The sequence below is a fragment of the Saxibacter everestensis genome (assembly GCF_025787225.1).
GTDB classification, from domain to species: domain Bacteria; phylum Actinomycetota; class Actinomycetes; order Actinomycetales; family Brevibacteriaceae; genus Saxibacter; species Saxibacter everestensis.
In genome coordinates, this window is the sequence record NZ_CP090958.1 from 2,221,324 (window position 1) to 2,245,285 (window position 23,962).

General features: G+C 63.7%; 30 protein-coding genes and 1 pseudogene. 13 read left to right on the forward strand and 18 right to left on the reverse strand.

Features of this window, described 5'->3' with window-relative positions; translation table 11 throughout:
- Window positions 1-66 precede the first annotated feature (66 nt).
- Complete coding sequence (locus tag LWF01_RS10630) at window positions 67-1,134, reverse strand: LLM class flavin-dependent oxidoreductase (protein ID WP_349637373.1); 1,068 nt, start codon at window positions 1,132-1,134, stop codon at window positions 67-69.
- Between the two features lie 102 nt (window positions 1,135-1,236).
- Between LWF01_RS10630 and LWF01_RS10635 the strand changes: the two genes are divergently transcribed.
- On the forward strand, window positions 1,237-1,680 hold the full coding sequence (locus tag LWF01_RS10635; protein ID WP_349637374.1) for an AraC family transcriptional regulator: 444 nt from the start codon (window positions 1,237-1,239) through the stop codon (window positions 1,678-1,680).
- A 226-nt stretch (window positions 1,681-1,906) separates the two neighbouring features.
- Here LWF01_RS10635 and pdxR read toward each other — a convergent pair whose 3' ends face one another.
- Window positions 1,907-3,358 carry a MocR-like pyridoxine biosynthesis transcription factor PdxR gene (gene pdxR / locus LWF01_RS10640; protein WP_349637375.1) on the reverse strand — a complete coding sequence of 484 codons (1,452 nt, stop codon included), beginning with the start codon at window positions 3,356-3,358 and terminating at the stop codon, window positions 1,907-1,909.
- Between the two features lie 152 nt (window positions 3,359-3,510).
- Here pdxR and LWF01_RS10645 point away from each other — a divergent pair, with 152 nt between their 5' ends.
- From LWF01_RS10645 to LWF01_RS10655, 3 genes are all read left to right on the forward strand, one after another.
- Window positions 3,511-3,999: a GNAT family N-acetyltransferase gene (locus LWF01_RS10645; protein ID WP_349637376.1), complete on the forward strand. Its 489-nt coding sequence runs from the start codon at window positions 3,511-3,513 to the stop codon at window positions 3,997-3,999.
- A gap of 70 nt (window positions 4,000-4,069) precedes the next feature.
- Entirely contained in the window at window positions 4,070-4,987 is a 918-nt protein-coding gene (locus LWF01_RS10650; protein ID WP_349637377.1) for a DMT family transporter, read from the forward strand.
- Complete coding sequence (locus tag LWF01_RS10655; protein WP_349637378.1) at window positions 4,984-5,682, forward strand: GNAT family N-acetyltransferase; 699 nt, start codon at window positions 4,984-4,986, stop codon at window positions 5,680-5,682. Before LWF01_RS10650 ends, LWF01_RS10655 begins: the two co-directional genes overlap by 4 nt.
- A 73-nt stretch (window positions 5,683-5,755) precedes the next feature.
- Here the strand turns inward: LWF01_RS10655 and LWF01_RS10660 are convergent, their stop codons facing one another.
- The 3 genes from LWF01_RS10660 to LWF01_RS10670 all read right to left on the reverse strand — a co-directional run bounded on the left by LWF01_RS10660 (window position 5,756) and on the right by LWF01_RS10670 (window position 6,946).
- Window positions 5,756-6,196, reverse strand: coding sequence for a VOC family protein (locus LWF01_RS10660; protein WP_349637379.1), 441 nt, complete (start codon window positions 6,194-6,196; stop codon window positions 5,756-5,758).
- Between the two features lie 127 nt (window positions 6,197-6,323).
- Window positions 6,324-6,722: a type II toxin-antitoxin system VapC family toxin gene (locus tag LWF01_RS10665; RefSeq protein WP_349637380.1), complete on the reverse strand. Its 399-nt coding sequence runs from the start codon at window positions 6,720-6,722 to the stop codon at window positions 6,324-6,326.
- Complete coding sequence (locus LWF01_RS10670) at window positions 6,719-6,946, reverse strand: type II toxin-antitoxin system Phd/YefM family antitoxin (RefSeq protein WP_349637381.1); 228 nt, start codon at window positions 6,944-6,946, stop codon at window positions 6,719-6,721. The genes LWF01_RS10665 and LWF01_RS10670 overlap by 4 nt, the downstream gene beginning before the upstream one ends.
- Before the next feature lie 251 nt (window positions 6,947-7,197).
- Between LWF01_RS10670 and LWF01_RS10675 the strand changes: the two genes are divergently transcribed.
- Window positions 7,198-7,806, forward strand: a complete 609-nt coding sequence (locus tag LWF01_RS10675) for a GNAT family N-acetyltransferase (RefSeq protein ID WP_349637382.1) — start codon at window positions 7,198-7,200, stop codon at window positions 7,804-7,806.
- Between the two features lie 50 nt (window positions 7,807-7,856).
- Here the strand turns inward: LWF01_RS10675 and add are convergent, their stop codons facing one another.
- Window positions 7,857-8,960 carry an adenosine deaminase gene (add, locus tag LWF01_RS10680; RefSeq protein WP_349637383.1) on the reverse strand — a complete coding sequence of 368 codons (1,104 nt, stop codon included), beginning with the start codon at window positions 8,958-8,960 and terminating at the stop codon, window positions 7,857-7,859.
- Window positions 8,909-10,288 carry an NCS2 family permease gene (locus LWF01_RS10685; RefSeq protein WP_349637384.1) on the reverse strand — a complete coding sequence of 460 codons (1,380 nt, stop codon included), beginning with the start codon at window positions 10,286-10,288 and terminating at the stop codon, window positions 8,909-8,911. The genes add and LWF01_RS10685 overlap by 52 nt, the downstream gene beginning before the upstream one ends.
- Before the next feature lie 78 nt (window positions 10,289-10,366).
- On the opposite strand from LWF01_RS10685, the gene LWF01_RS10690 reads away from it, so the two are divergent.
- Complete coding sequence (locus LWF01_RS10690; RefSeq protein WP_349637385.1) at window positions 10,367-11,476, forward strand: LacI family DNA-binding transcriptional regulator; 1,110 nt, start codon at window positions 10,367-10,369, stop codon at window positions 11,474-11,476.
- Window positions 11,477-11,583: 107 nt separating this feature from the next.
- Here LWF01_RS10690 and LWF01_RS10695 read toward each other — a convergent pair whose 3' ends face one another.
- Genes LWF01_RS10695 through LWF01_RS10705 form a run of 3 tightly spaced genes read right to left on the reverse strand, consistent with a single transcriptional unit; the run spans window position 11,584 to window position 13,158 of the window.
- Window positions 11,584-12,279: a hypothetical protein gene (locus LWF01_RS10695; RefSeq protein WP_349637386.1), complete on the reverse strand. Its 696-nt coding sequence runs from the start codon at window positions 12,277-12,279 to the stop codon at window positions 11,584-11,586.
- Window positions 12,280-12,283: 4 nt separating this feature from the next.
- Window positions 12,284-12,901: a hypothetical protein gene (locus LWF01_RS10700; RefSeq protein ID WP_349637387.1), complete on the reverse strand. Its 618-nt coding sequence runs from the start codon at window positions 12,899-12,901 to the stop codon at window positions 12,284-12,286.
- A complete protein-coding gene (locus LWF01_RS10705) occupies window positions 12,898-13,158 on the reverse strand; it encodes a putative quinol monooxygenase (RefSeq protein WP_349640893.1) in 261 nt (86 codons plus the stop codon). The genes LWF01_RS10700 and LWF01_RS10705 overlap by 4 nt, the downstream gene beginning before the upstream one ends.
- Here LWF01_RS10705 and LWF01_RS10710 point away from each other — a divergent pair.
- A complete protein-coding gene (locus LWF01_RS10710) occupies window positions 13,042-13,347 on the forward strand; it encodes a hypothetical protein (RefSeq protein ID WP_349640973.1) in 306 nt (101 codons plus the stop codon). The genes LWF01_RS10705 and LWF01_RS10710 overlap by 117 nt on opposite strands.
- A 160-nt stretch (window positions 13,348-13,507) precedes the next feature.
- Here LWF01_RS10710 and LWF01_RS10715 read toward each other — a convergent pair whose 3' ends face one another.
- The 6 genes from LWF01_RS10715 to LWF01_RS10740 form a co-directional block, all read right to left on the reverse strand.
- Window positions 13,508-14,086, reverse strand: a complete 579-nt coding sequence (locus LWF01_RS10715; RefSeq protein WP_349637388.1) for a hypothetical protein — start codon at window positions 14,084-14,086, stop codon at window positions 13,508-13,510.
- Between the two features lie 107 nt (window positions 14,087-14,193).
- Window positions 14,194-14,787: a phosphotransferase gene (locus LWF01_RS10720; RefSeq protein WP_349637389.1), complete on the reverse strand. Its 594-nt coding sequence runs from the start codon at window positions 14,785-14,787 to the stop codon at window positions 14,194-14,196.
- A 94-nt stretch (window positions 14,788-14,881) separates the two neighbouring features.
- A complete protein-coding gene (locus LWF01_RS10725) occupies window positions 14,882-15,343 on the reverse strand; it encodes a GNAT family N-acetyltransferase (protein WP_349637390.1) in 462 nt (153 codons plus the stop codon).
- A gap of 202 nt (window positions 15,344-15,545) precedes the next feature.
- Entirely contained in the window at window positions 15,546-15,860 is a 315-nt protein-coding gene (locus LWF01_RS10730; RefSeq protein ID WP_349637391.1) for a hypothetical protein, read from the reverse strand.
- A gap of 78 nt (window positions 15,861-15,938) precedes the next feature.
- Entirely contained in the window at window positions 15,939-16,247 is a 309-nt protein-coding gene (locus tag LWF01_RS10735; RefSeq protein WP_349637392.1) for a GNAT family N-acetyltransferase, read from the reverse strand.
- A complete protein-coding gene (locus tag LWF01_RS10740) occupies window positions 16,240-16,887 on the reverse strand; it encodes a CGNR zinc finger domain-containing protein (protein WP_432761951.1) in 648 nt (215 codons plus the stop codon). The genes LWF01_RS10735 and LWF01_RS10740 overlap by 8 nt, the downstream gene beginning before the upstream one ends.
- Before the next feature lie 95 nt (window positions 16,888-16,982).
- Here LWF01_RS10740 and LWF01_RS10745 point away from each other — a divergent pair, with 95 nt between their 5' ends.
- The 6 genes and pseudogenes from LWF01_RS10745 (at window position 16,983) to LWF01_RS10770 (ending at window position 21,620) form a co-directional block, all read left to right on the forward strand.
- Window positions 16,983-18,050: an LLM class flavin-dependent oxidoreductase gene (locus LWF01_RS10745; RefSeq protein ID WP_349637394.1), complete on the forward strand. Its 1,068-nt coding sequence runs from the start codon at window positions 16,983-16,985 to the stop codon at window positions 18,048-18,050.
- Window positions 18,051-18,108: 58 nt separating this feature from the next.
- A complete protein-coding gene (locus tag LWF01_RS10750; RefSeq protein ID WP_349637395.1) occupies window positions 18,109-18,738 on the forward strand; it encodes an isochorismatase family protein in 630 nt (209 codons plus the stop codon).
- A gap of 531 nt (window positions 18,739-19,269) precedes the next feature.
- The gene (locus LWF01_RS10755) at window positions 19,270-19,506 is read left to right on the forward strand and encodes a heavy-metal-associated domain-containing protein (RefSeq protein WP_349637396.1); all 237 of its coding nucleotides are present in this window, start codon (window positions 19,270-19,272) and stop codon (window positions 19,504-19,506) included.
- Between the two features lie 46 nt (window positions 19,507-19,552).
- A complete protein-coding gene (locus LWF01_RS10760; RefSeq protein ID WP_349637397.1) occupies window positions 19,553-21,070 on the forward strand; it encodes an MFS transporter in 1,518 nt (505 codons plus the stop codon).
- Window positions 21,067-21,192, forward strand: a pseudogene (locus LWF01_RS10765) (metal-sensing transcriptional repressor); the annotation flags it as partial. The gene LWF01_RS10760 and the pseudogene LWF01_RS10765, both read left to right, overlap by 4 nt.
- A gap of 98 nt (window positions 21,193-21,290) precedes the next feature.
- Complete coding sequence (locus LWF01_RS10770; protein WP_349637398.1) at window positions 21,291-21,620, forward strand: carboxymuconolactone decarboxylase family protein; 330 nt, start codon at window positions 21,291-21,293, stop codon at window positions 21,618-21,620.
- A 493-nt stretch (window positions 21,621-22,113) separates the two neighbouring features.
- Here LWF01_RS10770 and LWF01_RS10775 read toward each other — a convergent pair whose 3' ends face one another.
- Both LWF01_RS10775 and LWF01_RS10780 read right to left on the reverse strand, forming a co-directional pair.
- Window positions 22,114-22,734, reverse strand: a complete 621-nt coding sequence (locus LWF01_RS10775) for an NADPH-dependent F420 reductase (protein WP_349637399.1) — start codon at window positions 22,732-22,734, stop codon at window positions 22,114-22,116.
- Complete coding sequence (locus LWF01_RS10780; protein WP_349637400.1) at window positions 22,731-23,951, reverse strand: FAD-dependent monooxygenase; 1,221 nt, start codon at window positions 23,949-23,951, stop codon at window positions 22,731-22,733. The genes LWF01_RS10775 and LWF01_RS10780 overlap by 4 nt, the downstream gene beginning before the upstream one ends.
- Window positions 23,952-23,962: the final 11 nt, after the last annotated feature.

Here is a 23,962-nt window from a genome sequence, read left to right on the forward strand (position 1 = left end):
CTGAGTGGGCTGGGGGCCGCGAGCCTGGACATCACGACGCTGCCCCTCAGCATTGCGGCTATCCCGTCAGGGCACCTTCACACCGATCGGTTCGCCCTCGACCGGCCCCTCCGTGTTCGGCTTCCACCCCAGCTCGGGTGCTACATGCTTCGCGAAGGACTCGAGCAAATGCAGATTGAAGTCGACTCCCAACTGGTTGGGAACAGTCAGCATGAGGGTGTCCGCCGCCTCGATGGCGGGGTCCTGGCGTAGTTCCTCGATGAGTTTGTCGGGCTCGCCCACATACGTCTTGCCGAACGTGGACCTAAAGCCATCGATGACGCCAACCTGATCGGCGCCGTTACCGCTACGGAGTCTGAAAAGCACCCGGTCCTCGTCCGTGAGCACCGGAAACACGCTGCGGCTCACAGACACACGCGGGGCCCCCGAGTAGCCAGCCGCCTGGTAGGCGGCACGGAACCGATCGATCTGTTCGCGCTGCAGATCGGCGAACGACGCGCCGGTGGCCTCGGTGAGCAGGGTCGAACTCATCAGGTTGAGACCCTGAGCCCCAACCCATTCGGCAGAGCTTCGACTACCGGCGCCCCACCAGATCCGTTGCTCAAGTCCGGCCGATCGTGGTTCGATAGCCAGACGCGGACCCGAGCCCGGGGCGAGTCCTTCCGCCTCGGCGACCGGCTCGCCCTTGATAGCTCGCATGAAGCGGTCGAACTTCTCCCGGGCGATGTCGGCGCCGCGCGGGTCGGTCGAACCGGTGTAGCCGAAGGCCTCCCAGCCGCGATGGGCAGCCTCCGGTGACCCGCGGCTCACCCCAAGAGCGACACGGCCATCCGCGATCAAGTCAAGGGCAGCAGTCTCCTCGGCGAGCTGAAGCGGATTCTCGTAGCGCATATCGATCACGCCCGTGCCGACCTCGATCCGTTGCGTGCGCGCCGCAATCGCGCTGAGCAACGGGATCGGCGACGCCGCCTGCTTCGCGAAGTGGTGAACTCGAAAGTAGGCGCCATTGACGCCGATTTCGTCGGCACCGACCGCGAGCTCGATGGCCTGATGAAGTGCGGCCCTCGCACCGAAGTTGTCGATCCCGCCCTCCGAACCATAGTGACCGAAACTGAGGAATCCGAAAGCTCTCATGTCTCGGCAACCTAGTTGAAGGTTCATCTATTCCGCGCGGTCGGCACCGGCGTCTCACCCCGGACTGTCGCTAAGGGCAAGAAAAATGCTAGACACGAGGCCATGACTGATTACCCAGCGATGCATGATCTTGGCCGAATCGACGTTGTCGCTCTCTACGAGACTCCTATCCTGAGCCGGGACGTCGCCCTCGACGTTGACGCGGTGCAAGCTGCCTGGCCAGAGTTCGAGGGGGCTTTCGATTCGCTGCAGGGACGCAAGATGATGGGCCTCATCTACGGTGGCAGCACGGTGTACCGCTTGGCATCCGTGCGGCTGGATAGAGATAGTGACAACCCTCTCGGCCTGGATGAAACGACGATTCCGGGCGGTGATTACCTTCGGTTGCGTTTGCGCGGAGACGCGCCGGACATCTATGAGCAGATCTCCGCGGCTTTCGATGCGCTGTTTGCCCTCGCAGACCACGACGCCAATCGGCCGCACATCGAGTCGTACCGCCGCGAAGGCGAAGTGGACTGCCTTGTGCCGATCGGCTCACCGAGCTGACCCAGGGTCCCGGCTAGCCCAGGGGGACGCCGGTCTGGTGTCTTGGCGATCGTTCGGACGGATCGGTGCGTTGACCGGTTGAGACCACCAGTCGATCCTGACCGGCCTGGCACCGCAGCTCGGTTGACGCTGACCGCTTAAAGTTCGCGTGAGTTTCGACCGTTCTGGTGGGAACTTGAGCATCCCGACTCTCTAAGGCCGCCGGGCAAACGGGGAACTAACCGCATCAGTTTCCTTGCCGCTGCAGAGCAATGCGAATTTCCTGGAGCGCTGCTCGGAGTTCGAGGTCGGTCGGTGCACCGTAGCCGAAAACGATACCTTGTCGTTCGGGCGGAGCCGCGCCGTGATAGTACGCGCCCAGCGAGGCCACCTCAACGCCTCTTTCTGCGAGGAACGCGACTGTGTCTTCGGCTGTTCTCCCGTCTTCCCAGGAGAGAGTGGCGTGCAAGCCACCCTCGATACCATCCAAACGGATACGCGGAGCGAGGTCGGCAGTGGCGGCGATGACCAAGGAACGTCGGTGTGCGTACGCTCTCCCGACGCGGGTCAGGTGACGTCGGAGGCCGCCCCCGCGGAGGAACTCCGCCAGAGCGGTCTGGACTAGTCCGGAAACCGGCTGACCTAAGGTGGCGCGAACATCAATGACCCGGGATCGTAACTCGGGGTCGGGGATGACGAGGAAGCCGCAGCGCAACCACGGGGTGAGCGTCTTGGAGAAGCTGCCCATAAGGACGACCCGTCGATCGTTGTCGAGGGATGCGATGGCGGGCAGCGATGGGGAACCGTGTCGGAATTCGCTGTCGTAGTCGTCTTCGATGATGACCGCGCCGGTCCTCTGACCCCAGGCGAGCATCGCCAGGCGCGCGGCAACCGGTAGCCTTCCGCCGAGAGGGTACTGATGGCTCGGGGTGAGCAGGACCGCGGAGAACGGACCCGGCGTCCGAGCCAGTTCGTCAGGATCCATCCCGCCGTTCTTCACCGCAATCGGAACCGGGGTGGCACCGAAGCGGGTGATTACCCTACGCGCGGTGGGATAACCGGGGTTCTCGGTCGCGATGCGCGCACCCGCCGGGCCATCGTCGCGGAGCCCGAGCAGCAGCAGCCCGAGTCCGTCGCTGGTGCCCGCGTTGACCACGATGTCGTCGGCGTCGCACTGCACGCCGCGTGCGGCCCGGAGGTGGTCGGCGATGAGCGCGCGCAGTTCTGGGTCGCCCGTGAACGGTGGCGGTACAGACGGCAGATCGCGCTTGACCGCATTGCGCCAGGCCACCACCCAGTCGTGATTGGTCTGGAAGCTTGTCGACGGGCCCCCCGGAGAAAGATTGATTACCGCCGAAGAACGGTCTGCCGTGGGCGAAGCCTTCTCCTCAGACGTTCGCGTCGGCCGGTGCAGAGGCGGCGACGATTCAGCCGGGAGATCGTCTGCCACGAAGGTGCCCGAACACGGCACGCAGACCACGTACCCCTCCCCGGCGAGCTCTTCGTACACCGCCACGACGGTGCCACGCGATACCTTCATCGCGGTCGCCAGTGCCCGCGTAGACGGCATCGGCTCACCCGCGACTACCTGCCCCGAGAGCAGCGCCGCACGTAGCTGCTCGAGTAGATGCTCGCGCGCGGTACGGGTTGGGGGCCTCAGGGTCTGGAGCACGAGATTCATCGGGAATGCATGGCGCATGCCTTCATCTTACTGGTCTACCTAAATCTGCGATTTCTGGCATTGCGAATGGACCGGAAACGCTTTTAGTGTGAATACACGAGCACACCAGTTCCTCACCCGGTGACTCGCATCACGTACTGATCCGACATTCAGGAAGACCCGAACTTGTCATGACTCAAACCCTGCCTGTTACTGTGCGCCCGCTCGCCCCGGCCGACGAGGCGCGCTGGCGAGAACTCTTCCGCGGCTACCGCGACTTCTACCGCCTCCAGGAATCGGCGGATGTCGTCTCGCGCGTGTGGGGCTGGCTGACTACCTCCGAACACGAATGCGAGGCCCTCGTCGCCGAGGGTGAGGACGGCATCGTGGCCATCGGTCACTACCGCCGTTTCTCGCGCCCCTCCACTGGCACGGTCGGTATCTGGCTCGACGATCTCTTCACAGATCCCGCGGCCCGCGGCAGGGGTGCAGCTCGTGCTCTCATCGCCCACCTCACCGAGTTAGCAGGCATGGAAGGACGCTCGGTGGTCCGGTGGATCACCGCAGACGACAACCATCCGGCCCAGGCGCTCTACGACCAGGTCGCGAACCGCACCCACTGGGTCACCTACGAGGCGGCGCCAGCCGCGGCCCGCCTCGAAGAAGAGGTGCAGCGTTGACACCGTCGGGCAAGTACGACCGGCCGCTTGAAGCTTGCAGGCCCAGACGTACTCGATTCACGGGGGCGGAATGATGCAAGTAGGTTCTGGCGATCGGGGCGTCCTGCTTGCAGTTGCGGCAATCTGGGGTCTGAACTTCGTCTCCGCGACCTACGCACTGGAGTCGTTTACGCCCTGGATGCTCCGGGTGGTGACGTTTCTCGGAGGCGCACTCATTCTTGCCGTCGTCGCAGCTGCACGAAAAATCTCCCTGAGACTTCTCCGGCCCCGCGACGCGCTCCACCTGGCGATCGCAGGGACTTTCAGCGTTGCGGGTTTCGGGGCACTCTCAGCGCTTGCGCTATTGAACACTACTGCTGGACGAGCGAGTGTGTGCCTTTACCTCATGCCCATCTGGGTCGCACTCCTCAGCAAAGTGGTGTTACGGGAAAATCTTGGCCGAAATCGCACAGCTGCGGTGCTGATCGGCATCGCCGGCCTCTCGGTGCTCCTCGTGCCCTTGCTGAAATCGGGATTGTCTTATGGGGCCCTGGCAGCGACCGGTGCGGGGTTGAGTTGGGCGATCGGCACGGTGTACCTCAAGTGGGCACGAGTGCCATCGCACCAGTTGACGGTCACGATCTGGCAACTAGTCGCTGGCGGGATCGTCTCCGTGATCGGAGCCATTCTGTGGCACGAGTCCTTCCCGACGCAGATCACGATGCACGCATCGTGGGGAATCGCGTACACCACAATCATGGGTACGGCAGTCGCCTACCTGCTCTGGTTCGGCGCCATCGCCCGCCTCCCAGCCAGCACCGCCGGGCTCGGGACACTGCTCGTGCCCGTGTTTGGAATGCTCGCCTCCATTGTGCTCCTCGGCGAACGACCCACGATCACCGACATTATCGGGTTTTCGCTCATCTTTGTTGCCGGACTCCTCGCGCTCCCATCGCGTGCCCGGACCGCGTCGGCTCACCCATCACCCGCGCCTAGGAAGACTCGATGATAACGACTAACGAATACGGACAACCGATCGGCTGCCCGGTGCCCGACTGGAGCCCCGCGGCCTTGCCAAAGGCAACGATACTTTCCGGACGGTACTGCACTCTCGAACTCATCGACGTCGACCGGCACGCTGACGACCTCTACGCCGCATACGCCGCTGCACCCGACGACCGCGACTGGACATATCTTCCGGTCGGCCCGTTCCGGACACCTGAGTCCTACCGCGCCTGGGCCGACGTCGCAGCCAAGAGTGATGACCCCCGCCACTATGCTGTGATCGACAACGCCACCTGTCGCGCACTCGGCACCCTCTCACTCATGCGACACGATCCCATCAACAGGGTCATCGAGGTCGGCTACGTTGTCTTCTCCCGTTCCCTCCAGCGCACTCCGATCTCGACCGAGGCGCAGTATCTGCTGATGAGCTACGTACTCAATGAGCTCGGCTACCGCCGGTATGAGTGGAAGTGCGACAACCTCAACGAACCCTCGCGCAAGGCGGCCGAACGCCTTGGTTTCACGTATGAAGGCACGTTCCGTCAAGCTACCGTCTACAAGGGGCGCAACCGCGACACCGCCTGGTTCGCGCTCACTGACCGCGACTGGCCCCGCGTGCGCCACGCATTCGAACTATGGCTTGATCCGAGGAACTTCGACAGTGACGGCCGCCAGCTCGAAGTGCTGCACACCCGATGACGGTGGGAACTGCCGTGGACGCGCTTTGGAGCGCTGCTCGCCGACCGGAATGTTGTTTGCAGGCGACACGGCATCAGGGCGTTTGTGTCCCCGAACTCTCCGACGCGGCGAACGCCCACATTACGCCGAACCTGTCGAAGGCCTGGCCGTACCAGTCACCCCAGGGGGCGAGCTCGAACGGCATGTTCACCGAGCCCCCACCGTCGACGAGTTTCTGGATCAGCGTCCGGGCCTCGTCCGGCGTGTCCACTCCGTAAAGGAGCGAGTACGCGGTATCGCGCAGCGGCGGAGCGTCCTCCCCGGGCATGGCGTCTCCCCCGGTGATGTCGCCGCCGGGAGTGTGGAGCGCCGCATGCGCGACTTTCTCCGGATCTGGCGTGAATGGCATGCCCTCGAGGTCCATGTCCCCGTACCTCGTTAGATCAAGTTCACCACCGAACACCTCCTGCCAATGGGTGAAGGCGTCGGCGGCATTCCCAGGCAGTGCGACGTACGTGGCAAGGGTGGCGCTCATTGCGGTTCTCCTCATGCAGTGGACCGACCCGGACTGGTTGGCCGCGTCACACCAGCATGGCACCGGAACCTGCCGGTGCGCAGCTGTTTTCGCAGCATAAAAGTGCGGGATTGATCGGCCGTCTCGATCACCACAGGACGCTGATCCCGGCCAGCTTCTCGAAGGCACTGTCGGCCGATACAAGAGGCAACGACTCGATCATGCATTGAGCGGCAATCATCCGATCGAACGGATCTCGGTGCTGCCATTCCAGTGAGCCGGCCAGCAGGCTGTGGGCGGCACTGATGTCAACGCTCTCAACACCGAGACGTTCCAGGTGTTGCTCGTACCCGCGCACCAGAACTTCGGCCTGCGGAAGCTTACCCAATCGTTGCTTAGCAGCGATTTCCCATGCCGACGCCGCGGACACGAAGAGAGCGGTCGTTCGGTCGGCGAGCAACCCTCGCACCTCGTCCGACAGCGCGTCGGGATCGGTCAGCATCCACAACAGCACATGCGTGTCGATCAGGAGCCGGCGTCCTGTCACTCTTCCCACGCCTCGAGCTCGGACGGCGGAAGGGGGTCGAAGAACGACGAGGGAACACGATACGGAACGAACCCCCACTCCCGGCCCGGAAGCTGGGCGATCGGGGCGAGCCGAGCAACCGGAGTGTCACCGCGGGAAATTATTACCTCGGCACCAGCTTCAACCTCGGCGAGAATTGCCGACAGATGGGTCTTCGCGTATTGCACCTTCACGGCCTTCACCATGAGCTAAGTCTAGCTTGACCAGCGTAGGTTGGTCTATCCTTCGGAAGCCGAAGTGTGATGCCAGGGGCGTCGAAGGCCCAACCGCTCGCTCCATCCCGCCAGACGCCGTTTCCGCTACGCATCGAACCGGAACGCGACTGCATTCCGCAGCCGATCAGCTCTTGCTCCAGACAAAAGCGATCGCTGATCTCGCTGGGAGTCCTTCGCTGGGAGTCCTGTCGCCGGTGGTCGATTCTCGTAGACTGTTGCACGTGGACTTGAGCTTCCTGCCCGCAAACGACGCCAAATGGACCGACATCCAGACAGTCTTTGGTCAGCGCGGTATGGCCTCCCGCTGCCAATGTCAGCGCTACAAGCTCCGGCCAGGCGAGGCGCTAGCGGCACTGCCCGACGACGAGCTCTGCCTTCGCCTGCATGACCAGTCCCAGAAACTGCCAACGACTGGACTGCTGGCATTCGCAGATAAGGATCCGGTCGGCTGGTGCGCGGTGGCACCGCGCACATCCTATTCAGCGCTCGTGCGCAACAGCAATCACACCGCATGGCGAGAGCGTCGCGAGCAGCGGGACGACGCTGCGGTGTGGGCGATCACCTGTTTCTGGACCAGGACGGGGTACCGCAGGAAAGGCGTCGCGACCGCACTGGCCACGGCCGCCGTCGCGCTCGCTCGTCGTTCGGGCGCCGCCGCCGTCGAGGCGTATCCCGTCGTCTCGAACGACGCCCTCGCGGTGGAGATGCACGTCGGCACCGCGAACATGTTCAAGGCCGCCGGGCTGTTCACTGTCAGCAATCCGAGTAAGCGCCGGTGCGTCATGCGACTCGATCTCCAGGAAACCGACGAAACAGTTCCGTCGCGATAACTGCGGCGACGCGCCAGCACCCCGCCTCCTCAATGACACTGCGAGCGCTGTTACCCCTGCAGCACGCCGGTGCGCGGGTCGGTCGTGCGCTGACGAAGCACCTCGCGCTCGGATTCGCCCAGGAACGTGGCATCCACAGCATTCGCCACGAACTCGGGCAGGCGCGCCGCACCGAACACTTCCGTGGCAATTGCATACTCGCGTTCCAGCGTGGTCGGGAACAGCGCGGGATCGTCCGAGTTGATGGTGACCCGCAGGCCGGCGTCGTCCATCTTCTCGATCGATTCCCTGCGCCAGGGAATGAGCGCACGGCGTGAAGTCGTGAAAGCGACGTTGAAGAAAACGCCGGCATCACGGCAGCGAGCGACGATTTCCGGGTCGCGAAGGATCTGATAGCCGTGGTCGATACGGTCGCAGCCGAGCAGTTCGAGGCAGGTGCGCACTGTCTCCGCCGTCGGCGCATGCTCGCCGGCATGGGCCGTGCGCGAGAGACCGTGACGGCCGGCGAGCTGAAACGCCTCCGCGAACTTCTCCGGCATGCCTTTCAGCTCGAAAAAGTCGATGCCGACGCCGACGATATCGTCGCTGCGATGGTCCAGAACGGCCTCGACCATGGCCGTCGCCTTCTCCGGTGTGTCCTCACGATTCACCGCCGCGATGGCCCGACCGTCCACTCCGAGACGCTCGCGAGCCATCGCGAACCCGTCGGCGATTCCGGCGGCCATGTCGCGATACGCAACGCCAAGGTCCGTGTGGACCGAGGGGCTGAACGCGAGTTCCGTGTAGATCGTCGAACTTTCGCGGTAGCCGTCTTCGAGCGCTTCGAACACGACGCGAGCGAAATCATCGCGCGTGCGCAAACTGGCCGAAATGAGCTCGTAAACGCGCAGCAACGGAAACCAGGGCCCGCGCTCCTGCTCTTCGTCGGTGGGGTCGGAATTTATCCGCCGATAGAGCTCGGCGGCCGGCATCGGAAGGTCGATGTTGTTCGCCGCCGAGAGTTCTGCGAACGTCTCGGCTCGCACCGTTCCGGGCAGATGAATATGCAGGTCGATCTTGTTCATGTCTTGCGCCTTTCGAGCCAGAGTACAAAATGCGGGTCTTAGTGGGCCGCCGCGACGAAGAAATATACGAGGAACGGCGTCATGATCCACATGCCGAGATTTACTTCGCGGAATTTCAACGCGGCGACCTTGATGAGCACGAAGCTCAAGAGTCCGGCGGCAATGCCTGTGCCGAAGTTTCCCCACAGCAGCGTGCACACGAGGACCATCGCCGCAGGAATCGATTCGGTGAGATCCTTCACGTCGATTCGCACAAAGCCGGTGAGTGACCGCAGTCCTACGTACATCAGAATTGGTGCGGTGGCCGCGGCGGGAATCATCGTGGCAAACGGCGTGAAGAGCAACATCAGGGCAAACAGCGCCGCCGTCCACAGCGACGTGAGACCGGTGCGGCCACCTGCCTCGGAGCCAGCTGCAGATTCCGCGTAGGTAGTCATGCTCGGTGACCCGAACAGCGATCCGCCGACGATGGCGACCGAGTCGACGAGGAACGGCTTCTTCAACTGCGCGTCGGGTACGCCGATCTTCTCCGACACGGTCATCACGACGCCGGTAGCCGAGAAGAACTCCGCCGCAAAGAACGCGAAGAGGTACGGCAGGTAATGCGGACTGAGCGCCCCCAGAAGGTCAACCTTGAACGCGATCGGCGCGGGACTTTCCGGTGCCGCGAAGATCGAATCGGGAAGTTCGGTGAAGCCGAGTGGGATTCCGATCACGGTCAGGGCGACGATGACGATGACGAAGGCGCCGGGCACGTTCCGCGCCTGGAGCGCAACGAGAACCACGAAGCCGATGAGCGCGGCGAGCGCGGAACTCGCACCGAGATCGCCGAGCGTCAGGCCGTTGTCGTCGGTGACGAAGAGGCCACCTGACCGGAACCCGATGAACGCGATGAACAGTCCGATCGCCGCTCCGATGACCAGGCGAATATTGGTCGGAATCATCTTTGTGATCAGATTCCGAATGCCGAAGATCGTCAGTACGAGAAACGCGATTCCCGACCAGAACACCATTCCCATCACGACCGGGAATGGAATCTGCTCCCCGATCATGAGCGTATAGGCAACGAGAGCCACGCCGCCCAGCCCCGGAGCGAGGACGAACGGCATTTTTGCGTAGAGACCCATCGCCAGCGTCGCAAGGGCAATCATTATGATGATCGCCGTGGTCACCGGGCCTCGTGGCAACCCCGCATCGGCAAGCATGCCCGGGATGACGATGATCGAATAGGCGGAGGCGAGAAACATGCTCATCCCCGCCGTGAATTCTCGCCAGCCCGTCGATCCGCGGGATTTCAGGTCGAACATCTGGTTCGAGCGTTTGGTGGACTTTTGCGTGCGCACCGTTGCGGTCATAAGTTCCCCACTACTGAAGTCATTCGGACGCTCGCACATCTCTGCAAGCGCTTGCAGTGACATGTTTCACGAATCCATGCCCCGCTGTCAAGCACGTCGGGGAAGTACACTGGCTCAGAATTGACCGACAGGAGGCCTCAGTTGACAACCCTCGATGACGTCGCAGCCCGCGCGGGCGTCTCGACGGCAACTGTCTCGCGCGCCCTGACACGTCCGAACATGGTCGCCGCAGCGACGCTGGAGCGCGTGCAGCGCGCGGTCCAGGAACTCGGTTACCACCACAACGCTGCCGCCCGCGCCCTCGCGACTGGACACACCGGACTCATTGGAATCGCAGTGCCGACGCTGGCCAGCTCGTATTACCTGCCACTCATTTCCGGCGCACAGGCGCGCGCCGAGGCTTCCGGATACGAGATAGTGATCGTCGACTCGCAGGGCAGTGAGCCTCGCGAGGCCACCCTGCTCGCACGTCTCACCAATCGGGTAGATGCGCTGCTCCTTGCCGGTTCCAGGCTCAGCGACGCGGCGATTCGCGACATCGCGGAAACACTCCCCGTCGCAACGTTCAATCGGGCGATCCCCGGTGTCTCTGCCACGGTGATCGAGGTCACGCAGGCGTTTTCCGAGCTTGGGCGCTTCCTGCGCGAGCAGGGGCACCAGAGAATCGCCTACATAGGCGGCCCGCCTGGCTCTGCGACCGACGCGCGCCGCATGCACGCCCTGCGGTCGGCATTTATCGACGACAGCGGCGACCACGACCCTCCGGCCACGTCCCCGCTCAATAGCACGCAGCGTTCGGTTGACATCCTCGGGCCGGTAGCGCCGAGCTTCTCCGCCGGCGGCGACCTTGCCGAGCAGATAACAGAGTCGGGCGACACCGCGGTAGTGGCCTACAACAGCGCAGTCGCGCTCGGACTGATGCACCGTCTCGGCACGCTAGGGGTGCGCGTGCCGGAAGAACTGGTGCTCGCCACGGGCGACGATCTCGTTGGCCGCGCGCTCGAGATCTCCCACTTCGTCACGGTTTCACAGCCGATGGCCGAGGCCGGCGCTCACTTGGTCGACCTCGCGCTCCAGCAGCTCTCGACGTCGGGTTCGAGCAGACAGTCGAAGTTCCCAGACCCCGATGCCGCCTCGCGAGAGTCACAACCAGACTGCGAGGACGCTACCTCGACTGATCTGCATTTCACCCTGCACGCCGTCGCGAATGTTCCGTCGACTGGCGGCGGAAACGAGCTAGTTACACGTTGATCCGGACTCGACCGAGCCGGTCGGGATCGCAGGCCAGCTCGGCAATCCGGCGTCGACCGTGCACGCCGTCATGATCCGACGCCAAGTAAACCGGCCGCACCACGGGTTCACGAATCGATCGCTCCCTGCAGCAGAATGCGTGCGTCGTGCCTGCGCACATGATCCGCGATCTGCGGTGCAAGGCGCGCGAAGGACGCAGGGCCGATCGGGAGCGTGAGGTCGCGGTTCGCACTGCGGCCGTCGACGAGTTCCACCAGGATCCAGCGGCGGCCATCGCGCATCCCGAGTCCCAGTCCTGCTGTGCGGTCGAGCCCGCGCTTCGCCGCCTGCCCGATTCGGTGATCGACGTCGAGATTTGCGAGGTTGCTGGATCGCCTCGCGCGCGGAGCCTGACCTTCGAGCTTGATCGACTCGATGTCACTCCAGGCGATGGGGTCGGCGTCGACACCGGCTCTTCGGCCGCCGACGAGTACGAGTCCGCTGATACCCACGGCGTCGAACGATAGCAACGGATCGGCCTGTCGCGACCACTGGATGATGCGGGAGAGGACCTCGGCCGCACCCACGAGCGTCACGACCGCCACGAGGATGAAGAAGACGCCGAAACCACAACCGATAACCTTGCCTGCGGTTGCCATTTGACTGAGGCTGGCGACGATCATCCAAACACCAAGCGCGGCGAGCCCGATCATGATCAGCGTGGCTGCGCCGAAGCCAACCAGCTGCCGAGCTGCTCGCCCGGGGTCATACTGGACCGTCAGCGCCGATCGCGGCGCCGCGGGTGGACGGTTGTTGGTCGACATTCGGCTACCTCCTCGTCCGGGCGACGTCGAAGCGCACGCCTCGCGCAGCCGCCTCGCGCGCGACGCGCGGCAGCATGGCCTCAACGTCTGCCCGCACGGCGATGCCGTCGAGCCGCTGCCGCATGACGCCCGTCGCCCCCGGCCCCTGCTCGACGAGCACGCGGAACCGCCTGCGCAGCCGCTCTCGAAGCGCGTGCGCGTCGCGCACATGCAACTCGAGGTGATCGTGATCATTCGAGACGACTCGAATGGCGATCAGCTCTTGCCACGGCACCGAGGCGTTGCGCGCCGTGAAGCCGCTCGCATCGAACGCGAACACGTCGCCGAAGCGCACAAAGGGGGCCGGCCAGTAGCAGACAGCGAAGATGGCACACATGGCAATGACCGTGGACAAAACAGTCAGCGGCAACCCCAGGATGATCGCGAGCTGGTGGTCGCTGCCGTGGTCGAGAGCATCGACGATCATCCAGACGACCAACCCGATGGTGATAGGCGCAAGCACAAGGGTGACGACGAGCGCCTGCTTGGCAGCCCTCCTGTGCGCCCGCGGATCGAAGCGTACCGTGATCGGCGACTGCGAGAGGTCGCCTCGCGGTTGCGGCCCTTGCTCATGCTCGCTCATGTCACACCGCCCGGACGAGCTCGATCGAGCTGCGTCTGCAGCGGCGGCCTCACGACATCAGCGCCGATTCCTTCAATCGTGTAGCGGCGCTCGATGCCTGCGGTAGCCCGCCCCCACTCGCTCAACGAAGCTCTCTTCTGATGCGCGTCGAACGATCCGGCGTCAATGAACTTCTCGTCGACCTGCCACACGAGAGGATTGACGGTGCGCCGCACGTCAAAAGAGATGCATCCACTCTCACTCCGCGTCTGCTCAATATGAAGCGGCAAGAGTTGGAGTACGACGGACACTTCCTCGTCGCTCCCGCAGACCAACTGCCCGCTGAGGACAACCTCGGTCATGGCACCTTCCCCTTCAATGCATATGCAGGCCCGGGCTACTTCTTCTTGTCGCCAGAGGGCAATCCACTAGACATTAAACCTGAACTCGATGACATCACCATCTGAGTATCGGACAAGTGACCCCTGATGCCACTGAGCGAGCTAATCGCCAAGGAGCCGGTTGTGGAAAGAACAGGCGCCGTTCGGAGCCGCTTCACAAGTTCGCGCGGTCACGGTGACGCTGGACATTCCTGACCATGTGAGAAATCGAGCTATAGGTCCGGCCTCACGATCCGTCCTCATTGGGTCGGATCGGTACGCCCGATGAAACGATCTGGTCGGAGCGCGCGGCATCAACTGCGAGCGCCGCGACCGTGTCCACGAAAGTACCTATCGGCCCCTCCCATTGGGAGGCGAACTGCGCGTTGCCAATGAGTGAACCAGTGCGGACCGCTATGCGCACCATGACCTGTTCAACCTCCTCTACCGACGGGGCGGGACCATCTCCGAGGCGCGACAAGGTTTTAGCGATTGATGGGCCGCTCCAACCTCCCTCTTGTATGGTGGCAAGCATCCGCCGTGGGGCGAAACGTTGATGTTCGTAGCACAGCGGATGTAGTTCCGCCTGATTCTCCTTCAACAGCGGGACGATCCCGGAACAAATCTGTCGCGTGTGGTCTAGCTGAACCCAGTGCTTCTCATCTTCGATGCGTTTCTTGGAAGCTGCCTTACCGACGTAGAGCAAATCGAGTTCCGCCGTAGTCCACGCATACAGATTAGCGGCTTCGGATTCGACTTCCTTAAGGGCGATCCCGCCACATAGAGCAATGTCAATGAGTTTGCGCAGATTCATGGTGATAACCATCGACCCTCCTTACAGTTGAAACACATTTCGGCATGATGAAAGACGTTCCGATTGTATTCATTGGAATGGGCCAACCTCAGCGCGAATCTCGAGACTCAGCTGGCTGCTCACAAAAGCGAATTCATGCCAAAGCCGCGACATCGGCATCTTGGTACTTTCCTGTGCATACGCTGCTGCCCCGAACCCTGTGCGCGCCGTTCGCCGAGCTGCGCTAGCAACAGCTCGGGCGGCGTGGACTGCTGTCCTACCGGAAGGAACGCGGCATTGACGGCACCACGGGCGACGACATCCTCTGCCAGCTCGTAGCGCCAATCGACCCGAATCTCGAACGGACAAGCGCTCGGATCCAGCTCGTGAAACCGCCGGACGGCACGAGAGATCGATGGCCAGGCGGAGAGAAGGGATTGGGCGTCCAGCGTGTCCGCAGGTATCCCGCCGACCGCTGACGTCACGAGCACACCGCCCTGGTTCGGCGCTGCGACCCAATCCACCACGCGAGGAACTTTTGCTCCAGCCTCACAAAGCCACAACAGGCGATCACGCTCAGCCTCGAGTCCCGCGACCTCTGCCGCACCGACCCGCTTTGCAAACTGACGTCCGTCCGTCGACCGGAATACCTCGGCGCCCGATTCCCCTCGGATAACAGGCTCCCACCGGTCGTCGGGCAGGCGCAGTGGACGCAACTCGCGCACAGAACTCATAGGTTCAATTGTCGTTCATCCCAGGAAGCAGCAAGCAGACTCGACGCCATCCCCTCACGGGACGGCAATGAAACGGGTCTCACCAGGCGAGCAGCTACTCGGTCAACACTTTACGGAAAATAATCTCAGTGGGGTCCCCCGGCAAGAGCAGGGCGCCGCAGTCCGTCCAACCGAGCTTCCGATAGAAGTGCTGCGCGTCTTCATCGGCCTGGGTCGAGGTCAAGACGAGCTTGTGTCCCTGCTCCCTGAGCGTCGTTTCCCAGGCGTCGACGAGTGCTCTTCCCAACCCCAGCGCCCTCTGTTCCCCGAGAACGAACAGCAGATTCATGAATGGGATCTCATCCCAGAACAGATTCCAGCGGAGCCATCCGAGCGGCTCTCCTTCCGCTTCGACAACCAGAATCTGGCCGGCGTCGATCAGGCTCGCAAGCACCTCGGGCCGGACATGATGGTCATGTGTGGCAAGGAACTCATGATGCTCCGTTGTTGCGGCACGCACCGCAATCGTGTCCTTGCTGGTCATGCCAGGGTGAATGGGAGCTAGCTTCTCCTTCATGATTCCTTCCTAGTGGTAGTCCACGATCTCAACGTCTTCGGGTCCAGCATCGGTCCAGACGAAGCTGACCCGCCATCGGTTGGTAGTCCGGACGCTGTGCTGTCCAGAACGGTCCCTTACGCGTCACGTCAGTAACGCTAGACGTTAAACCTGAACTCGATTACGTCGCCGCAGCCGAATAGCCTGAACGACCCCTGTCCGGTCAAAAGTTCTCGTGTGAATCGAGATCCGATGAGGCAGCCGAGACACTGGCCTTATCCCCCACGCTGGTTGAGGTCTGGGCCAGTCCTGCGCGGCACAAACGAAAACCGCCGTTTGAGGGAGTCGTTCTCGCCAGAAGATGGCAGACGATTGCTGCGGGGATGAGGATCGCCGCCCCGGCTGCGTAGTCACGCATCCGCAGTGGAACGCCCACACGCATGAGTTCTTTCTGGGCGATCGACGCCCCGGGCAGCATCACGGTCAGCGCGGTGACGACCCCCGCGGTGTAGCGTCGTTGGATCGCGGAGGTAGCCAAATGAGTTCCGACGTGCGCTTCGAGCCCCTACAAAGCCGTCGCGAAGTGACTGGGGAATCCGCGCCAGTAAAGCATCGACTACTGAGACCTCACGACGCGGCTCATGGAAAAAACGATGGGGCCGTCAGGAATCGCGGTCGTCGCCACGGTCGTAAATCCGAGCCGCTGGTAGAGGCGCACGTTTCGCTCGTCCGAGGTTTCGAGTGCGACCGGATCGCCTCGCTTGTCGATCATCGAGAGACCTTCCGAGGTCACGGCCGTCCCGAGGCCCACCCCTTGGTGGACTTCATCGACGCCGACCGTTTCGAGGGTCCACGATCCGGCGGGGGCGGCAGGTAGCGAGATTCCCGAAAGCGCAGCCAGGCGCGATCCGTGCAGCTCAGCCACCCCCTGTTGAATCTGTTCGGTGGGCGCAGGTGCGTCCGGAGGCAGGAAGGCTGCGACTGCTCCGCGCTGCACGCTTGCGGGCATAGGCGCGTGCTGCACGCGTCCTGTCGCCACAGCGAGTCGAGCACCATTGCCGTCGCGCATGCGTGCGGAGGAAGAACCGCTGGCACCCATCCGCTTCACAGGACGCGAGCAAAGACGCATCGTCGCCGGTGAGCAGCGCGGCGGCGTCCTCGGCGATGAGGGCCATGACGTGCTCGATGACCTGGGTCATCGGGTGATCGGCGCTACGGGTAAACCCTGCCATGGGCTCGAACCGCAAGAGCAGGGCCCCAGGGGCGCTGGTCAGCGCGCGATTGAGGGCTTGCATTGCTTCTGGCGGTGGGACATCTCCGGTGGTGTGCGCAGCAAAGACGTCCCGGAGGTCCTCACGTAGTGCCACAATCCTGCTTCGGCAGTACTCGTGCAGCACAGCTCCCGGGACGATCAGGTCGAGGGCAAGCAGCCAAGCCCTCACTGCGTCGGGGGTCGCCAGCTCGTCATGTCGCTTCCCCCTTGTCAGTTCGCTCACGCTATTGACCAGGGCGAGGCACGGATGCTCCTCGACGCCCGGCACGGCTATCTGAGCTGTCTCTGTCACAATCCTCATGGTATCAGTTGCATTTTTCCGTGAGGTGCCTGCTATGGTTCAATCACGCCTAATGATGTATTTCTCCGTGAGAATCGAAGTACTGTATGCAGTTCGGACCCCAAACAGGCACCGCGCCGTTCGCACTGTCCGTGCTAGCCGACGGCGGGACCGGCGTCGGAACGACCGCCGAAGAAGGGCTCGCAGGCACCGTCGCGCTGGCTCGCACGGCGGACCGGCGGGGGTTTCACCGATTCTGGATGTCCGAACACCACGCCATGGGGGCGACATCCGTGTCCTCGCCGCCGCTGATGATCGCCCGGCTCATCGCCGAGACGGCACGCATTCGCCTCGGCGCGGGAGGCGTAATGCTCCCGAACCACGCTCCGCTGCTGATCGCAGAGCAGTTCGGAATGCTCGACGCGCTGGCACCGGGCCGGATCGACCTGGGACTGGGACGCGCACCCGGCACCGACGGAGCGACAGCATCGGCCCTGCGCCGGGGCGCGGACGCCAACGACGGCTTCCCGCAGCAGGTGGTCGAACTGCTCGGGTTCCTCACCGACAAGTTCCCGCCCGGGCACCCGTATCGGACAGTCCGTGCCGTGCCCGGCCCTTGGCAGGCAGCTCAGAACCGGGTGCCGGCACCGTTGACGGGACCGGATATCTGGATGCTGGGCTCCTCGCCTTACTCCGCGCGATTGGCAGCGCAGCTCGGCCGGCCGTACGCGTTCGCGCTGCAGTTCGGCGACGCCGACATCGACACGGCCTTGCGTCTCTACCGCGACGAGTTCCAACCCTCCGACGTGCTCACTGAGCCCCGCACCCTCGTCAGCGTTCCCGTCGCGATCAGCGACGACCCCACCGAGGCGAAGCGCCAGACGACCACATCGGCGATGGCGATGCTGCGCATGTTCAAGCGCGAGGGCTACCTGCTGCTGCCGCCGGACGAAGTCGAGGCGTACGCTGCCACGGCACAGGAGCAGGAGATCCTCGACGCCTATGTCAGCCGCAACTACCACGGCACCGCCGCCACGGTCGCCGACCGGCTCGAAGCCCTGCATGAGCGCACCGATGTCGACGAAGTCATGCTCGTCGTCGGCGGACACTCATCTGCTCTCGATGGGGACGGGATCGAGCTCATCGCCGACCACTACGACCTTCCGCGCACATGAAGATCCATCGATTCCCACCCAACCCGTTGAACCTCACCCCGATGTATTGGAGAACACCATGACCGCACCACGCCGCGCACTGATCGTCATCGACGCCCAGCAGGAGTACTTCGACGGACTCCTCCCGATCCAGTACCCCGACCGCAACGAATCGATCGCCCGCATCCGGGCGGCAATCGATGCCGCGGAGCAGTCCGATACCCCGGTTGTACTCGTCCAGCACGAGCTCCCGGCCGAGGCCCCGGTCTTCGCCTCCGGGTCGGCGACGTGGCAGAACCACCTTGAGGTCGCCGCTCACGAGGAGCGGGCGTCCAAGCGCATCAGCAAGCAGTTCTCGAGCATCTTCGCGGGCACCGACCTCGAGGCATGGCTGCGCGGCCAAGCTATCGACACGATCACTCTCGTCGGGTACATGACCAACAACTGCGTGCTCGCCTCCGCAGCGGCCGCCGAGCCACTGGGCTTCGCCGTCGAAGTCCTCTCGGACGCGACTGGCGCGATCGACCTCGCAAATGAAGCAGGCAGTGCGCCCGCCCGACAGGTCCACGAGACCCTCATGACATTGCTTCATTCGAACTGGGCCGCCGTCACCGACACCGACACCTGGACCGCGGCGCTGCAAGCCGGTGAGCCGTTGGACAAGAGCGACCTGGTCACTTCAGCGGCGCACGGCCGCAGCGAACAATAAGGCACCGCCCCGCTGCTGACGGACGGGCGGAGCCGCTTAAATCGAAAGGTCGCGAGGCTCCGCCATGTCCATCGAGGCCACGGGCTCGGGTGCCACTCTCGTCCGCCACGTCCTGGTTTGCGGGTGTGATAACTGCCTCAACATTGCGACTAACTTTCGTTATGAGCCTCGGCGCGAAGACATTCATGTTCGCGGAAGAGGCCAACGCACACCGCGACCTCGCCGTTCGGATCGGGGGCGACCGCGAGCCCTAAAGGTCGCTGATCTCCAGCCTGATGTTGGGCGCGACGTCCTATTCGGAGGGCCGCGTGCGCCGAGACGCGAGCCGCACTCCGTCCGCACTGGGTCGACCTAGGTCAGCCATCATTACCAGCGGCCGGTACGACAGGCTTCTCGGAACGGTGCTCGCAGGTCGTGACCCGCTGCACGGTGCAGTCGAAGCTCCTCGGATTGCTCCGAATACCCCTGCCCGGTACCCTGGATAGGGCTACCCCCTACAGGTATCGGTGAACGCGATGAAAGAGCTTGAGCATGACCACGACTCAGTACAAGGTGACGGGCATGACCTGTGGGCGCCGCGAGGCGGCGGTGCGTGAGGAGGTCTCGAAGACTGCGGGCGTCGAGAGCATCGACGTCAGTGCTCAGGCGGGATCACTGAGCATGACCGGCAAGGCCCCGCTCGCCGGTGCCGCGATGGCCTTCTCCAGCGTCTTCGTCGGCGGCAACAGCCTCCGCCTGCGCAGCTTCACGAGCATCACCCGCACCTGAGAACGAAACAGATTTCATGACTTCCGACCGTCAAGGAACACACCGTATGAGCACCCCATCCAGTGCACCCGCCCAGCAGGCCGCCGACGACGCCCGGCGCAAGGGATTCCTGATCCCCATGCTCGTCGTCTCCGGCGGCCAGCTGCTCATCGTCCTCAACGACGTCATCGCCAACGTCGGCCTGCCCGCCATCCAGGCCGACCTTGGCATGTCTCCGGGGACGATGCCCTGGGTCGTCAACGCCTACATCCTCCTGTTCGGAGCCCTGCTGCTGTTCGGCGGACGCCTCGGCGACCTCTATGGCCGCCGCCGACTCCTGCGCATCGGACTCGTCGTGTTCATGGTCGGTGCCTTGATCGCGGGCTTGGCCGCCAGTGGCACCGTGGTCATCCTCGCCCGTGCCCTGCAAGGCGTCGGCGCGGCACTGACCGCGCCGAACGTACTCGCCTCGATTAACTCCACCTTCCCCGCAGGCAAGCACCGCAACACCGCGCTCGCTCTCTACGGGGCGATGTCCGGTCTCGGCGTCGCCGTCGGACTCCTCGTCGGGGGCGTGCTCACCGGCACCCTGGGCTGGAACTGGATGTTCTACCTCAACCTCCCCATCGGTCTGCTCCTGTTGGTCGGCACCCGCTCCCTGGTCGAGGCCGAACGCCACCAAGGGAAGCTCGACGTCGCCGGCGCGGTCCTCGGAACCGGCGCGATGGCGTCCCTGGTCTACGCCATCACCCGTGGCGGCGAGCACGGTTGGGCCGACCCGACCACCCTCGGATTCCTTATCGCCGCCGCGGTCCTGCTGCTCGTGTTCCTCACCGTGCAGTCGAGGATGAACGATCCGATGCTGCCGCTGCGAGTGTTCAAGAGTCGCAACCGAGCCGGCGCCTATTTCGGGATGCTCATGGTCTCCTTCGGCCCGCTGGGCATGTTCTACCTGCTCAACCTCTACATGCAGTACGTCCTCGACTTCGAGCCCCTGCAGACTGGCCTGGCCTGGCTGCCGTTCGCGGTCGGCATCGTCCTCGGCGCAGCGATCAGCTCCAAGCTCGCCGCCGCGCTCGCCCCACGCTGGATCCTCGGCGCCGGGATGCTCATCGCAGCAGGCGGCCTGTTCTCGCTGACCTTCATCGGCGCGAGCACCTCCTACTGGAGCCATCTGATGCCGGCGATCTTCGCCACCGCGTTCGGGTTCACCCTCAACTTCGTGCCCCTCACCTCCGCGGCCGTCAGCAGCGCCGCGCCTCAGGACACCGGGATCGCCTCGGCCCTGCTCAACACCGGCCAGCAGATCGGCACCGCCTTAGGGATGGCCGTGACCTCCAGCATCGCCGTCACTGTCACAACCGGCGACCTGCCCGACGCTCTCGGCAAGCTGACCCAGGGCCGGCAGGACGGCGACACCCAGCTGGTCGCGCGGGCCTCCGACGCCCTGGTAAACGGCTACACTGCCGCGCTGGTGGTCGGTGCGGTCTCACTCGTCCTGGCGGCGATTATCACTGCGATCATCATCAACGCGAAAAGGCCCGCCCCGGCCAATTCCGACCTCACCAGGAGCGAAGCATCATGACCCAGCCCCCCGAGCGCGCCGCCCGGCACGGCTACATGTCGGACAAGGGCCGCTACCTCGCCCGGCTCAAGCGGATCGAGGGACAGGCCCGCGGCATCCACCGGACGATCGACGAGGAACAGTAGACACCGAGCTTCCCCACGGCCCCGGCTCGCGCTCGCCCGGCACGCGCCCGGAGTGAACTGACAGATCACAACGCACACTACGAAAGGAACAGCAGATGCATTCCCACAACGAAGAAGCCAAATTCATGGCCGACATCAAAGAGGCCGCGCCGGAGATGGTGTCGGCGTTCTTCGGGTTCGACAAGGCCGTGTTCGACAAGAACACCGGAAACCTCGAGCTGGCCACCCGGGAGCTGATCGCGGTCGGCGTGGCGGTGACCACGCAGTGCCCGTTCTGCATCGAGGACCACGCCAAGCGCGCGGTCAAGGCCGGCGCGTCCACGGCCGAGGTCGCCGAAGCCGTCATGGTCGCCGCCGCCCTGCGAGCCGGTGGCGGCGTCACCCACGGGTGGAAGGCGATGAAGGCAATCGCCGAGACGGATTGACCTTCCATGGCGGACGACGTCAGTCTGCACCTTCGCAGGCGGGGGGCTCCTTCTCCCGCTGCTCATCAGAACGATCAGGTTCCACTGAGCCCGGAGCTGCCACTGAAGGTTGCGGCGAGGTAGCGGGGCGCGCTGGTTCTCCGGGGCACCCTCGGGACGGCGTACTGGACGGGATCTCGCAAGCTGACCTCCTGGTGTGGCGTGCGGGAGCCGTGGTCAGCGCACGCCCTTCACCTGATGGTAGCGACCGTGCCCAGAGGCGGTAGACATGAAACAGATTCTCCTAAACACTGTCTCAATTCACCATACGGGCGCATACATCGCGCTCGTCCCCGCCACTAGCCACGCCACCGCGACCACACCACCCGAAGGTAAAGCAGCCAACGTCCTCGCCGAATCACGGCACTAAAGTGGCACGACTCAAGGGCGCGACGCGCGCTGCCCCACCTCGCAACGGGCAAACGAAATCCCCCCGGGGATCACAGCCTTCTGCTCAAGGCAGCAAAGTGAATCCGGACTCGTAGCTTGTCTTCCCGATTGCTGCCAACACGATCTGGAGAAAACCCATCGCCTCGAGTTCCCTCGCGCGCGAAAGGGGGCCAACGTCAACCGCCCGGAGTCCTGAAGCTTCGATGAGGGCCGCAACTGCGATTTTCGCCTCTGCATAGTCCCCGGCGAACAGGACGGTCGTGGGCGTTGTGCCGTTCGTGCCGGCGGTAAGGGTGTCGCCGAGGTTGACGTTGAACGCTTTCACGACTGCCGCGCCTTCGGGGAGCTGCTTGGCGAGTTCGGCGGCAGTGGAGGAGTCAGCCGGCACCTTCAGCTCATCGTATGTGGTGAAGTCGATGGGGTTGCTGATATCGATGACGACCTTGTCGCTGAGTCGCTCCCGATACTGCTCAAGGATGCTCGGGTATGCCGCATACGGAACTGCGAGCACGACGAGGTCGCCGGTGAGTTCGTCGCCGATAGCCCCGTACGTGACATCCGGACGCTCCCCGGACGAGCTGGCCGTACTGCGCCTGATGATCTGGATTCTCGCTCCGGCCCGTGCTGCGACTTCAACTATCGCCGCGCTCATCTTGCCGCTACCAATGATGCTGATGGATGTCATGCGAACTGGATCCTCCTAAATTGTCCGAGCGCCTTCTCGGCTACTTTCAGCGCGTCGTAGTCGAACACCGCGCTTCGGCGAAAATCTCGCCCGACGCGCAAGTCGGCGTCACGCTTCTTGAGGTCCGCGAATTCATACTGCGCATCGAACATGGCACCAGCTCTCCGGGAACCGTGCTGCAGGATAGCCGTGCGCTGCATGCGAACCGAGGTGTAGCGCCTGAACGCTTCGGGGATGTCAGCGGGGCTGTCGGCTGCTTTCAGGAAGATGGCAAGGGCCATGCTGTCTTCGATCGCCTGGTTCACCCCCTGACCCTGGTGCGGCAGCATCGTGTGCGCTGCGTCGCCGAGGAGCGTGATCGGCCCGCGCGACCAATTGGTGAGGGGTTCGTGGTCGAACAGGCCCCACCAGAAGGTCTTCTCGATGGCCTCGATGAAGTGATGGAGCTTCGGGTCCCAGTTCTCGCCCGCGAACTCGGCGGCGAGTTCACTCACCTCCGCCGCGCCAGACCAGGGCCCATCCAGAGGCCTGGCGCTGGGGACGCCGGCGACGAAGTTGAACAGCTTGCGCTGCTGCAGCGGGTAGCACATGAAGTGCCTCTGGTTGCCCATCCATACCTGGCTGATCATGGGCCAGTCGTCGGAGAGGAGGGACGCGTCGACGACTCCGCGATAGACGATGTATCCGGAGTAGACGGGATCCCGGAATTGCATCACGGATTTCCGCACCACCGAGTGGATCCCGTCCGCTCCGACCACGGCATCGAAATCCTCGTGTGCACCGTTCTCGAATTCGACGCGAACGCCGGAGTCCAGCGCCTGAACCGACGCCAATCGATGTCCAAGACGGATTGCCTCGGGATCGACTTCTTGAGCCAGAACATTAATGAGGTCTGGCCTGTACATTCCGATGTTCTGATACTGCTGCGCCGAATCCTCCCAGGCCGCGTCGGTGACCAGGTTGCCCATGGCATCCTGGTAGACACCGTGTCCGTCCGGGATCGCTCCTGCACGTTTGACCTGCTCAAGCACACCGAGCTTGTCGAGCACCCGCTGGGCATTCGGTGCAACCGTGACGCCTGCGCCCACCTCGCCCAGCTTGCTGGCCTGCTCGAACACCGTGACCTGGACGCCGGCGATCCGCGTCAGAGCGATCGCAGCGGTGAGTCCGCCCATCCCTCCGCCAATGATCGCGATTCTGGTGGTGTCACTTACCATTGCTTCTCCTT